The 14935-nt window shown below is 65.1% G+C and carries 10 protein-coding genes; all 10 read right to left on the bottom strand.

All coding sequences use genetic code 11. The features are described from left to right. Nucleotides 1-6 precede the first annotated feature (6 nt). Nucleotides 7-1659: an MBOAT family O-acyltransferase gene (locus PQQ95_RS32320; protein ID WP_408445275.1), complete on the bottom strand. Its 1653-nt coding sequence runs from the start codon at nucleotides 1657-1659 to the stop codon at nucleotides 7-9. 5 nt (nucleotides 1660-1664) lie between these two features. Then, nucleotides 1665-3086 carry an alginate O-acetyltransferase AlgX-related protein gene (locus PQQ95_RS32315; RefSeq protein WP_408445272.1) on the bottom strand — a complete coding sequence of 474 codons (1422 nt, stop codon included), beginning with the start codon at nucleotides 3084-3086 and terminating at the stop codon, nucleotides 1665-1667. After that, nucleotides 3086-4114 carry an alginate O-acetyltransferase AlgX-related protein gene (locus tag PQQ95_RS32310; protein WP_408445270.1) on the bottom strand — a complete coding sequence of 343 codons (1029 nt, stop codon included), beginning with the start codon at nucleotides 4112-4114 and terminating at the stop codon, nucleotides 3086-3088. The genes PQQ95_RS32315 and PQQ95_RS32310 overlap by 1 nt, the downstream gene beginning before the upstream one ends. Before the next feature lie 147 nt (nucleotides 4115-4261). Beyond that, nucleotides 4262-4981 (bottom strand): alginate O-acetyltransferase AlgF, encoded by a 720-nt coding sequence (locus PQQ95_RS32305; protein WP_408445267.1) that lies wholly within the window; start codon nucleotides 4979-4981, stop codon nucleotides 4262-4264. A 15-nt stretch (nucleotides 4982-4996) separates the two neighbouring features. Then, the gene (locus tag PQQ95_RS32300; RefSeq protein ID WP_408445265.1) at nucleotides 4997-7531 is read right to left on the bottom strand and encodes an NfrA family protein; all 2535 of its coding nucleotides are present in this window, start codon (nucleotides 7529-7531) and stop codon (nucleotides 4997-4999) included. Between the two features lie 61 nt (nucleotides 7532-7592). Then, nucleotides 7593-7739 (bottom strand): hypothetical protein, encoded by a 147-nt coding sequence (locus PQQ95_RS32295; RefSeq protein WP_408445262.1) that lies wholly within the window; start codon nucleotides 7737-7739, stop codon nucleotides 7593-7595. A gap of 25 nt (nucleotides 7740-7764) precedes the next feature. Next, nucleotides 7765-9978 carry a glycosyl transferase family protein gene (locus tag PQQ95_RS32290; RefSeq protein ID WP_408445259.1) on the bottom strand — a complete coding sequence of 738 codons (2214 nt, stop codon included), beginning with the start codon at nucleotides 9976-9978 and terminating at the stop codon, nucleotides 7765-7767. Continuing rightward, nucleotides 9975-12161 carry a cellulose synthase gene (locus tag PQQ95_RS32285; RefSeq protein WP_408445440.1) on the bottom strand — a complete coding sequence of 729 codons (2187 nt, stop codon included), beginning with the start codon at nucleotides 12159-12161 and terminating at the stop codon, nucleotides 9975-9977. Before PQQ95_RS32285 ends, PQQ95_RS32290 begins: the two co-directional genes overlap by 4 nt. 319 nt (nucleotides 12162-12480) lie before the next feature. After that, nucleotides 12481-13671 (bottom strand): non-hydrolyzing UDP-N-acetylglucosamine 2-epimerase, encoded by a 1191-nt coding sequence (wecB, locus tag PQQ95_RS32280; protein ID WP_408445256.1) that lies wholly within the window; start codon nucleotides 13669-13671, stop codon nucleotides 12481-12483. Nucleotides 13672-14217: 546 nt separating this feature from the next. Next, entirely contained in the window at nucleotides 14218-14715 is a 498-nt protein-coding gene (locus PQQ95_RS32275) for a 2-thiouracil desulfurase family protein (RefSeq protein WP_408445254.1), read from the bottom strand. Nucleotides 14716-14935: the final 220 nt, after the last annotated feature.

The raw sequence follows: 14935 nt of genomic DNA, 5'->3' as shown, positions 1-14935 counted from the left end.
CGGCAATCAGAACTGGAAATAGAGAAAACGCACTTCGCCGTGCAACTGCGCGACGCAGAACACCAGCACACCGACCATCGCAGCGGTCCAGCGCAGCGAAGGCCGCCATGTCAGCGCGGCGGGCAAGCCTTCGGCCGCGCGGTCGAGCGCAGGCGAGAAACGGCCCATCAGTTGATGTGAATTCGGGGTACACCAAACGATCGCCAGCAGCGCGACGATCTGCAATGCGAGCGTGGAGCGTCCCGCGACCAGATGCAGCCACTCGCCGAGGCCCATGTTCGCGGTGCCCCAGGCGGGCCAGTCGAGCGCTTCAATACCGCGTAGACCCGCCATGCCTTGCAACAACGCGAGCGCATCGCCGACACCATGTGCGCGGAAAAACGCAAACGCGACCAGTGCGGCTATGAAAGTCAGCAGGACGTTACCTGCATGGCGAACGTGTGCCTTGAAGCGCAATATGAATGCCGCTGCTGTTCCCGCTGCAACCGCATCAACCGCCCTCGCCCCCACCATCGGCCCAGCCGCCGCCCGCCACGCGCGATAAGCGTGATTCACGGTGAGATACGACGCGTGCAGCAAGCCGTAAATCAGATACTGCAAACCCGCGCCGTGCCAGATGCCGGCCAGCGCCATCGTGTAGAAGGTCGGCACGGCCACCGTCGAGAGAAAGCCGCGCGTCGAACGTTGTGCGAGACGCCCGATCAGCAGGCCACGCAACGCGCGGCTGCGGTTGATCCGCATCGCCAGCGGGTAGTACAGATAAGCCGTGAGATAACGCGTGAGCGTCATATGCCAGCGCTGCCAGAAATCGATGATGCTGGCCGCCTTGAACGGTGAATTGAAGTTCAGCGGAAAGCGCACGCCGAACATCTTCGCGAGGCCCACGGCCATGTCCGAATAGCCGGAGAAGTCGAAGTAAAGCTGCAACGCGTACGCGAGGCAGGTGCCCCACGCCGCCAGCCACTGCAACTCGTGCGGCGCGGCGAAGCCCGCGTCGGCGAACGGCGCGATGGTGTCGGCGAACAGCACCTTCTTCGCGAGACCGATCGTGAAGACGAACGCGCCGATCGACAGGTTTTCCGCCCGAAGCTTATACGTAGCCGGCTGGGCGAACTGCGTCATCATTTCCTTGTGATGCAGGATCGGCCCCGCGATCAGATGCGGAAAAAACGTGACGAACTGCACGTAGCCGAGCGGGTCGCGCTCCTTGACGATGCCCGCGTTGCAATCGAGCAGGTAGCCAATTTGCGTGAAGGTGAAAAACGATACGCCGAGCGGCAGGATCACGTCCTGCATGCCGTGTGCGAGCCAGTCGGCCGGTGCGACTCCGCTTGCGTGCACGAGCGCGGTGAGCAGTGTCGCCAGATATTTGTAGCGCACCAGCAACGCAAGGTCGGCAGTGATCGCGAGACCGAGCAGCCAGCGGCGGCGAGCGGACTGCGCGGGTGCCGCAACAATCGCGCAACTCATCGCGTAGTTAAACACGATCGACGCCACCAGCAAGGCAACGAAGGTCGGATTCCACCAGCCATAGAACACGATCGACGCACCGCAGAGCCACGCCGCCGCGGCGCGCGGCATGCGCTGCCCAAGCAGGTAGTAGCCGGCCAGCGCCGGCGGCAGGAACAGCGTGAGGAAAATGAATGAATTGAATAGCATCGGGATCAGTCCTGCTTCGCCGGTGCGGGAACGGGGGCGACAGGCAAGGCAGCGTTCGCGGCCGTCGCCTGGGTAGGCGCCGGCGCTTCGACCGGCATCGACAGCGCGTCTTCCGACATTTCCCAAATCACCACGCGCAGACTCTTCGGCCATGTGGCGCGTTCGCGCCAGACCGTCTGCAACGCGCGGTCGAACTGGCCGTCGTCGAGGCTGACGTTCCAGACTTCGCGGCCGAGCTGCTCGCCGAGGCGCTCGGCAAATGCGCTGCGGCGCGAGAACGAACTGCCCGCGAGCAGCACGTCGGCGGCCGGACCATCGTCGAGCAAGCCGCCGCTGCGTTGCGCCTGCAATGTTTCGGCGGAAATGATGTCAGGCGCGGGACGCCAGGCGTCCGGCACGTCATTGAGATTGGCCAGCGTGAGCAGATCGCCGACGCGCGGTGCGGGTTGCGCCGTCAGGTGCGTGAATGTGGCGTCGCCGCGCTTGCCGAGCAGCGGCAACACGGCGGCGCCGACCACCTGCGCAGCCGCTTGCGCACCACGCGCGTTCCAATGCACATCAGTTCGGAAAAATGCCGGACGCGCAGCTTGCAATGCCGGCAACAATTCGACGTGCGTGACGTTGCTCGCGGTCAGCGCGCGGTTCCATACATTCAGACGCTGCGTCATCCGCGCGTCCTGGCGCAGCCCGCACAGCGCTTCGCTCTCCACACGCGCCTTGTCGGGCACCGTCACGACCACCAGTTGAATCCCCGCGCTACGTAGCGCCTCCGCGTAACGGTGCAGCGAGGCGACGCGCGCATCGGTCAGCACGTCGCCGCCGTCCGCGCGTTCGACGGGGTCATGTCCCGCCTCCACCGGCGCGCGCAGACCGTCCGCATAGAACAGCCAGCCGGGACAGCCTTCGCGCACCTGATGTCCCAGGTCGCCGAACAGGCGGTAACGCGCCGCGGCTTGCCAGCGATGCAGCGAACGCGCATACGGCACGTCGATCGCGCGATCGAGACTGCGGCCGAGGCTGCCGTCGCGCCAACCGTGCGCATCGAATGACGCGCCGTCGTGCGACTGCACGACAAGCGACACCACCGCACCCGCGCAACCGAAGCCGAGCAGCAGCGCGACCAGCCACGCGACACGCCGATGTGCGCGCGCGAACGGCTGCTTCGCCGCTGCCGTTTGGCTGTGCGCAATGCCAGCGTCCTTGCCTGTTGCGGCTACAGCAGTAGCTGCCGCGGCTGTGCCTGCTCCTGCGCCCGCTGCGGTGCCTGCTGTCACGACTGTGCCAGCCCCTGCCCCTGCTGCAGTGCCTGCTGCCGCGGCTGTGCCTGCCCCTGCGCCCGCTGCTACGCCTGCCACCGTGGTTGCTCCCGTGCCAGCCGCCGCACGGTCCACCGCGCGCGCTGCCGTGCGTCCGCCTGACTCGCTCATCAGGCAATGGCCTTGGTCAGACGTGCGAGGAACGCATCGTCGGCCATTACCGAGGCCGCGTCCCACTGTCCGCTCGCGCTCGGCAGATTCATCATCTGCCCTTCGTTGAATTGCCAGACAATCGCTTGCGGCGGATTCGCCTTGAAGGCCGGCGATTCCACATAGTTGAGCAACGTCTTCCAGGGACCGGTGTCGCCGAAGGTCCACGTCAACCCGACCGGGCGATCGATTGCGTTCGAGAGCTTCTGCGGAAAGCCGAGGTACGGCTGGACCATGCTGTTGCCCACCACCTGCACGACCGGCGGCCCACCGTCGACGAGGTCCGGCGACGCCACCACCGTACGCACGATGAAGTGATCCTTGCCGACCGCTTTCTTGCGCTCCGGCGGCAGCAAGGCCGCAAGGTCGCCGTAGCGGACTTCCTCGTTCCACGCGCCAAGCCGGCTGCCCGCACCAGCGGCGCCCTTCAGCGGACCGGCCTCCGTGAGGCGTTTGGCGACGCGCGCCGCGACCGCTTCGGCAGAATGGCCGCTCCAGTGGTAGTCGGCGCGAATGTACTTTTCCTGCGACGCATCGACCGCGGCGATCGCACCGTCGCCGTCGACCATCTGCAGACCGAGCGAGGTGGCATGCGTGCGAATCGCGGCGTAACGGTTCGCGACACCGGCGGACATCGCGGTGCCATCCGGCAGATTCTCCGGGCATGAACGGGCTTTTAGCGGCGCAATCACGATCACGCTATGAATGCCGCGCGCCGTCAGTATGCCGGTCGCCTGATGAATCAGGTCGACGGCTTTCAGACAGGCCGGCGTCGCGTCGTCGGTGAGGCTTTCCCAGCCGGGATAGAGCCATAGGTTGCGGCCCTCGATCACGCTGGTCGACGCCGCGGCAAACGCGCGGCGCGGCAGCAAAGACAGCGCGCCGCCGAGCGGCGCCGCGGCCAGGGCGAGCAGCAGGCGGCGACGCGTGCGGTTGAACGGCCCGGCCTGGACGGACAGTTGAAAGCGTGAACGGCTGAAGTCGGTCATGTCGTGAATTCCCCGCGACTGATTTGAAGCAACTCTCATGCGAAGCAACGGCGTTGCCGCCCGATACAAAGTGCGGCCCGCGTTGCGATCTTTTCCTGGTGTTCCCGCTACTTCTTGCTGCAAATTCCCGTTGCCAGTGCGTACCGCTCAATTGGCGGCCGGTGGCCACGCGAGCGCGTCGCGCGCGCCGCTCAACACGGGCTTCGCCGCGTCGCCGGTAACGAACAGGCTGTAGCTGTCGCCGGCGGCCAGTGCCGGCAACGGCAGCGCCGCGCTGGCCACCGCACCGCACTGTCCGACCAGCTTGGCGCTAACCGGATTGATCGCTCGCGCGTCCTGCGCGCCCGCGGCCACCTGCGCAAACACGGTCGGACCATTACCGTCCACGCCGATCTTCGCGTTGCAACCGGAGGTGAAATTGAACGCGCGCAAGGTCGCCTTCAGACCGTCGACACGCTCGTAGCGGCCAACGATCCGCGCCGCATGCCAACCCTTCGCGTCATGACTCAGCGCGACAGTGACGGCGTCGCCTGCATGGGTCGTCGCGTTAGCCGTCGCATTGGCATCGGCCAGAGCCTTGCCGTCGACCGTGACGCGCGCCGGCGTGCCTTGCGTGAGCACGCTGAAGCGCGTGACCGCGCCCGGCGCGAGCGTCTGCGGAGACTCGCTGCCGGCGAGCGCGACACGCACCGCCTGCGAAGACGCGTTCAGCACGCGCAGATACGATGCGTCGGCGGGCGGTTGCGGCCCATACAGACTCGCGACGTCGTCCGCCGCCGCATATGCCACGCCCGCCGACAACAGCGCGGCGGTGGCCACGACCGTTACCCCTGCAAGCTTCGATTTACCCAAGCGGTTTCTTTTCATTTGCTTCGTCCGGATTCAATACGAGTAGATCGCGCCGAAGAACACGCCGCGCGCGCGCTCGTCGCCGGTGATCTTCAGGCGGTACTGCACAGACAGATCGACATACGAGCGCGGCGCGTCGTATTTGCTGTCGCGGAACCAGTAGCGCGTCGAAATCCCTACACCCGCGCCGAGCGGAATGCTGTGGTTGATGCTCGAGTCGTAGTCCGCACCGATCACCGCATACGGGAACACGGTCCACTTCGGGCTGTAACGATCCATGCGGAAGGTGCGGCCCAGTTCGAGATTGGTGGTCGCGTAGACCGATCCAGCGTTCAGGTAGGCACCCGTTTCGGCATAGATCTGCGCGGTCCACCACGACGGCACGTCCACCCGGCGCTCGATGCCGTAGCCACCCGAATACGCAAGCCGCGCGAGCCAGTCGGGATTGACCTGCGAGCCGATCGGAATGATCCGTTCGAAGGCGACGATCGCGTCGATCTGCGAGAACGGCTTGGCGCGCGCGCCGACGGTGGCCTGCAAGGTGTCGACACCGCTCGCGCCGCCGTTCTTCACGCCGAAGCTTTCGTAACCGCGCGCGTAGAGTTCGAACATCCGGTCGCCGAGACTGCCGAACGGTCGCCAGTAGGCTTCCACGCCGGCCTGCCAGTTGTTCGACGTGCCCGGCGTCGGCGACGACGCATAGCCGGGCTGCATGCCCGCGCCACGATAGTTCAGCGAGGCGTCGAAGCCCCAGTTGCGGGTGGCCTCGGCGTGCGCGCTGCGCATCTCGTTCAGTTGCGCCGGTGTGGCCGGCACCGCGTCGTCCGCTGGCTTGGCGCTCGCGTCGATCGCGCGCTCGAAGTACTGCGCGGCTTCGCGATTGCGGCGCGCCTGAACCGCCGCGTAGCCCGCGTCGGCCGCAGCGCTGGTCGGCAATGTGCCGGCTTTATCCGCCATGCTGAAGCGCTGGTAAGCGACCTCGTTGTTACCGGCGCGTTGCGCGATATAGGCGGCCGTCAAGTCGGACATGGCATCGAGCATGCCGGCATCGATCATCTTTTGCGCTTCGCGCGTCGCGGCGGCGTCGTCACCGGCCGTGCTCAGCGCGTTGATCAGTTCCACGCGATGCTGCGGATCGTCCGGCGCTGCCTTGACCGCTTCGCGTGCATAGCCGACCGCGCCGGCTTTGTCGTTCGCCGCCGCGGCGGTTGCCGTGGCGCGCGCCGCCGCGAAACCGGGATCGGCCGCGTAGACATCGCAGCTTGCACCGAACTGGTCTACGACGCAGTCGATGACGGGGCGCCGCTGCGGGTCGAGCGGAGATGTCGCGGTGGTGGTTGCGTTGGTTGCGTTGGTTGCGTTGGTTGCGTTGGTTGCGTTGGTTGCGTTGGTTGCGCTTGAAGCGCCCGGAGCATTCGGCGTATGCGCCAACAATTGTCGCGCCTGATACCTGCGCAGCGCGATCGGCGGATCGGTATCGTCGCCATTCGTCTTCAGCGGCGCGAGCAGATCGAGCGCGCGCTGCGGCTGTCCTTCGGCGATCCATACATCGGCGATGATCACGCGCGCCACGCGCTTGTTGCGCTGCGTTGCGTCATCGGCATGCAGCGCTTTGGCGAAGTCCGCCTCGGCTTCCGCGGTCTTGCCCTGCGCCGCCAGCGTGTAGCCACGCAGCGTGAGCGGCATGATTTCGGTATCGTCGGCGGCAATGGCCGCGCTCGCCGCCGCTTGCACGCCCGGCAGATCGTTCGCGGCAAACAGCACGTCGATCAACTGGATGCGGTAGCCAACCTGATCCGGCGCGTAGGCAACGGTCTCACGCGCGAGCGCGGCAGCCTGCGCGTAGTCGCCCTTCTTGCGCGCCTCAAATGAAGCACCGGACGACTTCGGCGCCAGGCGGCTGCCGATGAAGCTGCGCCGCACGCGCAGTTCTTCGTTGTCGCCGAAGCGTTGGGTTGCATCGAGATCGGCATTCCATGCAACGGTGTCCTGACCGGCCGCGCTCGCCGCGTCGATCAGCAATAAGCGCAGACGCAGCAGATCGGGACGCAGCGCGATCGCCTCGTTCGCGTAGCTGACGGTGCCCGAAAAATCCTTCGTCGCATACGCCTTGTAGGCCTGTTGCGCGGCCTTCAAGGCTGCCCCCGTCAGTGCGTCCGGGTCGCCCGGCTGTTGGCGGCCGGCGCGTGCGGCCGCGCGAGTCGACACGTTCAGCGCGTCGATCTGCTTGCGACGCGAGACCAGCGCCGGATCGCGGCCGATCTGCGCGATTGCGTCGCCGAGCGAGCGGCTTGCTTCGCTATAACGACGTTGCGCGGCAAGCGCGTTGGCGAGCAGCAGGCGCAGCGACACGACATCGGGGCGCTGGCGAATCGCTTCGCGCGCCCGTGCGCTCGCGCCGCTGTAGTCGCCGCGCCCATAAGCGGCATAGGCGTCCTGCGCGACCCGATAGGCGGCGCCGCTCAACGGCAGCGCATTGTGTTCGGATGAAGCGGCCGGCTGCGGCGCGCCCGCTGCGCTCTGCGCATGCGCCGCTGCGCTGCCCAGGCACAATGCGCTGGCCAGCATTGCGGCAGTGACACCGCGCAATGTGAATGCAGACGCCGCAATTCCAGCGCACGCGGAAGCCTCAATCGAAGCCGCAGTTCCAGCGCAGGCGGAAGCCGTTGACGCAAATGCCGAAGCCGAAGCCGAAGCCGAAGCCGAAGCCGAAGCCGAAGCCGAAGCCGAAGCCGAAGCCGAAGCCGAAGCCGCCAAAGAAGCATGCGCCATCCACGCACGCCGGGTGAAAAAAGAATCGATCATTCGGAGGCCGCCAGAGCGCCCTGAAGACGGCGCTGTTGCTGGATTACGTTCTCGAGTGCGGCACGCGAGATCACACCGCGCGCCACCATGTAGTCGCCGATGCGGCCATGGCGATCCGGGCGATAGTCCTGCATCGCCGCTTCGAAGGCCTCGCGATGCACGTGGCCATGCTCGATCAGCAGATCGCCGATCAACGGTACGCTGCGTGCCGGCACAGGCTCCGCGCCGCCAGCCGACGATGCGCCCACGGACGCACCCTCCACCCTGCCCGCCTGCTCGCCGTCGCCCGCCGGCGCTGCAATCTCGACGCCACGCAGCACGCGCAGCCCCGCAGCAATCTCACCTTCACGAACGATCTCCTGCACGACCGGCCCCCCGGCCAGCGCGCTCAGTTCAGCAAGCATCGGTTCGGCGAGCGGACTCGCGGTCAGCAGAATCGTGCGGCCGGCCGCCGCGTCGGCTTGCGGCAATACGCGATGGCGCACGATGGCGTCGAGCGGCAAGCGCGCCGCGTCGTCCTTGATGCGTTCGAGCACCACGCGGCCGCGCGGCAAATCAGACTGGAAGGCAATCGCTTCCGCGAGGGTTTCCTCGTCGAGCCAGCCCTTGGCCATCAGCACGCGGCCGAGCGGCGCCTCACGCGCGTGGCTTTCGCCGAGCGCCTGTTCGAGTTTGTCCGGATCGATGGCCTGCCACGACAGCAGCAATTCGCCCAGACGCTGACGGCGGTTGTTAAAGCCGTCGGCGGACGGGAAGTCATGCATGGTCTTGTCCCATGCCAGCCGCTTGCCGGTCACGAGGTGCGTGAGGAACATCTTCCATGCACGCGAGACAGCCATGAAGTTGATGAAATTGCCCACCACCATGCGCGGCACGGACAGCACCCCGTGCTCCCAGCCGTACAAACGGGTCACGAAATAGATCCGCTGCACCACGCGCAACAGCAACGCGCAACCGTTGGCCCACAGCAGCGCCTGCAGCCACGGCGAATCGGAGAACGGCGAAGCGATCAGCTCCGGCATCCAGCCAAGCAGCTCGGCGCCCGCGAAGAGCAGAAACTGAATCACCAGCGCATACGCGATGATGCCGACGAACGCGGTAACGATGCCTTTGCGGTCACGGAACAGCAGATAGCGATTGGCGAGCGAGCCGGTCCAGCCGGTCTGCTTCCACCCTTGCAAGCCGATGCCGAGCGTCCAGCGCGCGCGCTGCCGGTATGCGGTGCGGAACGTATCGGGGAAAAATTCGCGCACGCAGAGCGGCATCGTCACGGTGATGTCGCGTTCCTTCCCGAGGCCGAACCACGACTTGCGACGCGTCGCGAATTGCACCGGAAAGCGCGCAAAAATCGACTGCATCCCCATCTTGCCCAGCCGCGCGCCGACGTCGTAATCCTCGGTCAGACTTTCGGTGTTGAACGGCTGATTATCGGTCTCGGCGACCAGCGCGAGCAGCGCGCGCCGCGAGAAGCACGTGCCCACCCCCGCGGACGGCACCGATCCCACCAGGCTCTCGCGCACCACCAGATCCTTTGCATGCCATTCGGCGAACTCGTCCATATACGTGCCGGCCACCAGTTCGAACCAGTTGCGCTCGAGCGAGGCCACCGGCAACTGGATCATGTCCTTGCGCGGCAACAGGTAGTTGAAGAAGCGCAGTTCGACCGGATGCAGGACGTCTTCGCTATCGTGCAGCACGACGCCCGCGAACTCGATGCCGGCTTCTTTCTCGTGCCTGAAGATTGCCTGGATCACCCAGTTCAGACAATCGGCCTTGCAGGTCGGACCGTCGTGCGGCACTTCCACGCGACGCAATTGCTTATAGCGGCGGCGCATCCGTTCCACTTCGGCGATGGTCTGCGGGTCGTTCTGATAGGTGCCGACGAACACCACGTAGTTGCGGTAGTCCATCACCCGCACCATGTCTTCGATCATCGCCGCGACCACGTCGTACTCGTGCCACGCGGGCACCATGATCGCAATCGGCTGCTCGGCGCGCTGATACAGCTGCGCGCTGGTGAGCGGCTTGTAGGCGCGCTCCACCGTGAAGCGGCGATAGAGCGTGCGGGTCCAGTACCAGAGGTCGATGAACAGATCGTCGAGACTGGACAGCAGGATGATGAACGCCACCAGCGCCGCGACGTATTCGAGCCCCTGGTAATAGTGGGCTACCGCGTAGTCCACATACCATTTGAGTGAGGCGACACTCACGACTTGCCCTTATTCCTGCGGCGCGCCACGGTGGCGACCAGCAGCAACACGATCAGCAAGCCGACGAGGCCGGCCGGGATGCCCCAGCGCACCCAGGGCTGCGTGAACCACGGGCCCTCCAGGTCTTCTGCGCCGACCACTTCGCCGGGATGACGCGAATCGAACTGGCGCAGCGTGCCGCTGCCGTCGACGATCGCCACGTCGCCGCGCGACAGTTGCAACGACGCCGGCAGGATCGCCGCCGTATCGCCCACCGTGCGATACGCGATACCTGCTACGCTGCCCGACTTGACCGCTTCGATCACGCCGACGCGGTTCAAACCCGATATATCGGCCAGCATTTTGCCGGATGCATCGCTGAGCGACAGGCGGTCTTTCGACAGACGCACGAGGCTCTTCTCCTCGGCGAGCGTGACGTCGACCGCGAGGAAGGCGCCTTTCGGACTCACCGCTTCGCCATCACGCGCAACGCTGAAGGTCGCACGGGTCGGTGCGATGCCGCTGGCATTCGCCAGGCGCGCGACGCGCGGCAGCACTTGCGTGGCGTCGTTCAGATACGCGGCCGGTACGATCACATTTGCCTCCGACGCGAACCGCGCCACCATGCCGGTGAAGTCGTCGCCGATCTTCGCATCGGCGAGCGCCAGATGGCTGCTCGGCAGCACGGCGATTGGATGGCCCTGGCCGCGCGGCTGGCAGCCGCCTTCCGGCTGACGCTGGAATACTACGCGCAGCAGGTTGTTCGGGGCGAGCGCGTAATGCGGCACACGCGCGGTGATGCGCTGAGGCTTGCCGTTGGCGGTCAGCAGTTGCGAGCCGATCAGCACGTCGTTGAAATAGATCGAGGCGGTTTGCGCAGTGTTGTTCAGCGTCGGCGATGCGGCCACGTCAAGCACCACGCTGCCCGGCAGCTTGCCGTTGCCCGATGCCGCGCCCAGATCGAAACTCGCGTCCCAGGTGGCGCGGCCCTGCACGTCGAGCGTGCGCGGCAGGCCGCCCAGCAGCGACAGGGCGATTTCGTCGCCGCGTGTGTTCGGTGCGGTGTCGATCTGATGGACCACGAGACGGCTCGTTACGTCGATGGGACGCCATGTGCGCGCGAGAACCGCCACGCCATCGTTGTCACCCACCACGATCGCGGTCTGGCCGCCAAGGTGAGCAAGACGCACTTCGCCCGAGGCGAGCGGCCGCGCGATCGGATCGATCGCGCGGGCACGCCATGCGTCGAACGCGTCGCTCGCGCCGGGCGCGGAACCGGTCACCTGCTCGCGCAAGGCATCCAGCGACGTCTTCAACGTGTTGCGCACCATGTCGTCGGCGACGATCACGTCCGGCGTGAAAGCCGAACGCGGCGTCAGTGCGATCAGAGCGCCCGCTTCCGCCGGATTCGCCAGCTTGTGCGAACCGCCCGCGGCCAGTGCGGCAAAAGCCGGAATCGCGCGCAACGGCGCCGGTACGTCGATATCGCTCAGATCGACCGTGTCACCCACCGCCGGCCACGTCTGCGTTGCCGGCGTGCGGCCCTCCCGTTGCAGTAGCGCTTCGACGCGCCAGCCCGCATCGAACGCCGGCGCCGCGAGCGTGCGCGCGCCCAGTATCACCACCGGCTTTTGCGACAAAGCGCTCCACGCGCTGCGCAGATCGACGATTGCATCGGGATCGTAGCGATAGGTCAGGCGCGACGTCGGCGCGATGCGCCAGACGTTGCCGATCGCGGTCTGATCGGCGCAGACGTTATCGTTGAGCACCGACGACCAGTCGAGACCCACGCGCACGAAACCACCCGGCCGCGCCGCGCCGTCCACGCCGAGACTGACCGACGCATCGCCCTGGTCTTGCGTCGGGCTGCGCGAAAGCACCGGTGCGCCGTCGAGGGACACCAGCATGGTCGTGCGGCCGCCGTTGCCGCGCAGATAGTTGCCGTCGATCTGCAAGGCCGCGTCGCTCAATGGCACGCCGGCCGGCACCGGTAAATACAGTTCCTGACGGCCGTCCGGCGCATGCAGCACGACCGGATCGCGCATCCCCAGCTCGGCCAGCGACACCGTGCGCGTCGCGAGACGGCCGCTGCCGAGTTGCGCGAAGCTGCCGGCGACGTCAGCCGGCTGTTGAGCATGGGCCGTCGCGGCGAGCAACAGCAGCGCGGCAAAGGCGTTCAGGCGGGGGCGGGTTAGACGGCGCATTGGCGTATTGGAGGTCACGTTGTCTCATCTCTTGATTAGCGCGCAAACAGTGAAGCTGATTCACGCTGCATGGATTATCTGGAACTGCGATCCCGCTATGGCGGGCGGCGTTGCCGATGGCGCTGCCCCCGGTGATCCTGCCCGCGGCCTGCCACTACCAAGCCTTGTCACTATCGATCGCGGCCGGTGAGCGTTCGCGGCACGGTTCGCGCATGTCCGACATGCTCAGGCCCTGATGTCCGATAGCCATTCGCGGTGGCCAATGCCGGCACGCAATACGATCGGCTTGGCTCGCATTGGCCATGCGGCCCACGCAGCCTTATTGCGGGGCTTCTGCGCGTTGCACGCGCGGAGTCTGCCCCGGCTCACCCCTACCGCCGCTCACGAACTCGTCGAACGGACGCCCGGTCAGCGCCGCGACGATCCGTTGCGATGCATGGCCGTCGCCGTATGGATTGACGCGATTCGCGAAATCGTCGCGTTCGCTCGCGTCGTCGAGTAAGCCGGTCACCGCGCGCACAATCGCTTCGCGCTCCGTACCGACGAGACGCACCGTGCCCGCCGCCACCGCTTCCGGGCGCTCGGTCACGTCGCGCATCACCAGCACCGGCTTGCCGAGCGCCGGTGCTTCTTCCTGCACGCCGCCCGAGTCGGTGAGAATGATCGATGCGCGCTGCATCAGACGCACGAAGCTCAGGTAATCGAGCGGATCGATCAGATGAACGTTGCGCGCCGTGCCGAGGGTTTCCTGCACCGGGCCGCGCACGTTCGGATTCAAATGCACCGGATAGACGATCTGGACCCGGTTGGTCCTGGCCAGGTCCGCGAGTGCCGCGCAGATGTTTGCGAATCCCGCACCGAAGCTCTCACGGCGATGGCCTGTGACGAGCAACACCGGCAGCGCGCCGTCGAGGAACGACAGGCGCGCGTCCAGTTCGGCGCGCAGCGCCGCGTCGTTGTCGATGCGCGCGGTGGTGAGGTTCAGCGCGTCGATCACCGTATTGCCGGTCACGATGATCTTGCCTTGCAGCGCTTCGTGCATGAGATTCGCTTTCGAGCTCGCGGTGGGCGCGAACATCAGGTCGCTCATCACGTCGACCACGCGGCGGTTCATCTCTTCCGGCCATGGCTGCATCAGGTTGCCGGTACGCAGCCCTGCTTCGACGTGACCGATTGGAATGCGCCGATGAAACGAGGCCAGCGCCGCGGCGGATGCAGTGGTCGTATCGCCATGCACCAGCACGCGATCCGGTTGAACAGTGGCGAGCACGTCGTCGAGCGACGCGATGAGGCGCGAAGCCAGACCGTTGAGCGTCTGGTTGCCGGTCATCAGAGCGAGATTGTGATGCGGCTTGATCTGGAACAGATCGAGTACCTGATCGAGCATCTGCTGATGCTGCCCTGTAACACAAACCACCGATTCGATGCCGGCGTCCGCTTCCAGTTGTTTGACCAGCGGCGCCATTTTGATGGCTTCCGGCCGCGTGCCGAAAATCGACAGAATCCTCATTGGCGTGTGTCCTCGACCTTTTTTGAATGTTTTATTGGCGGCAGGCAATGCGGAGCACGCGTTAATATCGCCCCATATTTACCGATCTGACTGGCCCGTCGCCGATAATTACCAGCGGTCCCCATATACGCCGGGAGCGAATCGATCGGATGCAATAACTGCCGACTGGATTCACGTGAGCGTCGTTTTGAACGAGCAGCCATTGATGGTGAATCGGCGCTTATTCTAGCGCGCATTTCCGCTTGTTTCACAACGGATTTTCCCTATGTGCCGCATTCAGGACAGCATCTCGCTGACGCAAAACCGGATTTTTGCCGACGATGCCGGGTAATTAAGCCGGCGCAAACGTTTTCTCAATACTTATGAAAAACGTTAAATTTAAACTAATAATTTTCGGGATCTTTAAATGTCAGGACAGAGTTAACAATTTCCGCTTCATTCACTCAAGTGAAATTGGCCGCCGATTAAGGCTGCGCAAACGTTATCGACGGATTCGGCATAGTGTGGCCGATATCATGAACCGCACGTTTAAATTGACCCTGCGTCTCACTTGCTGGATTCGCGTTCGATTTCCGCCGCCAGTTCGGCGATCTGCGAATACGCGAATACGCGGATGCCGTGCTGTTGCAGCAACGCGACAGTGACGCCGGTGGCGGGATAGGTTTGGCCGTTGAACGCGCCGTCGTAGATGAAGGTGCTACCGCAAGATGGGCTGCCGTCGGCAAGTAGCGCATAGCGGCAGTTTTCAGCCTTGGCGCGGTTGAGGGCATGGTGGGCGCCCGCGATGAAGAGCGCGGTCACGTCTGCGCCTGTGTTGTCAGCGATTGTCGCGTGACGTGCGAGGACGTCGGCGCCTGAGCGGCGCAGTTGTATTTCCGCTGGTGGACGCGGGGTTGGGAAGCCGACCGCTACTTCGGGGCAGACAGTGACGAGGCGGCCTTCGTCGCGCCAGCGGGGCAGCCACGCGTCGTGCGTGGGTTTGGCTTTGGCGTTATAGCGGACCGGGTGGCCGGCGAGGCAGGCGCTGACCAGGATCTTTAACATAGAGGGTTTTTTTGCCCTGCGGGGGGTGGGGATTGGTGATTGTAATGGGGTTTGGTTTGTTGTTTGTGAGTGGTTTTTTTTGGGCCTTTGGCCGGGGTTGTTAGGGTTGCTGATTTCTTTTTATTTTGGTGATGGGGGTGGGTTGTTTGCCTGCGGCGCTTTGTTTGGCTGTTTGCCTACGGTGTTGGCCTTTCCTTGTTTTCTTATTGGTCTATTAGTG

Source organism: Paraburkholderia caffeinilytica, from assembly GCF_046030355.1.
Classification (GTDB): Bacteria; Pseudomonadota; Gammaproteobacteria; order Burkholderiales; family Burkholderiaceae; genus Paraburkholderia; species Paraburkholderia caffeinilytica_B.
Note: the sequence above shows the minus strand (reverse complement) of the source record. Positions and strands in the feature narration are given on the sequence as shown.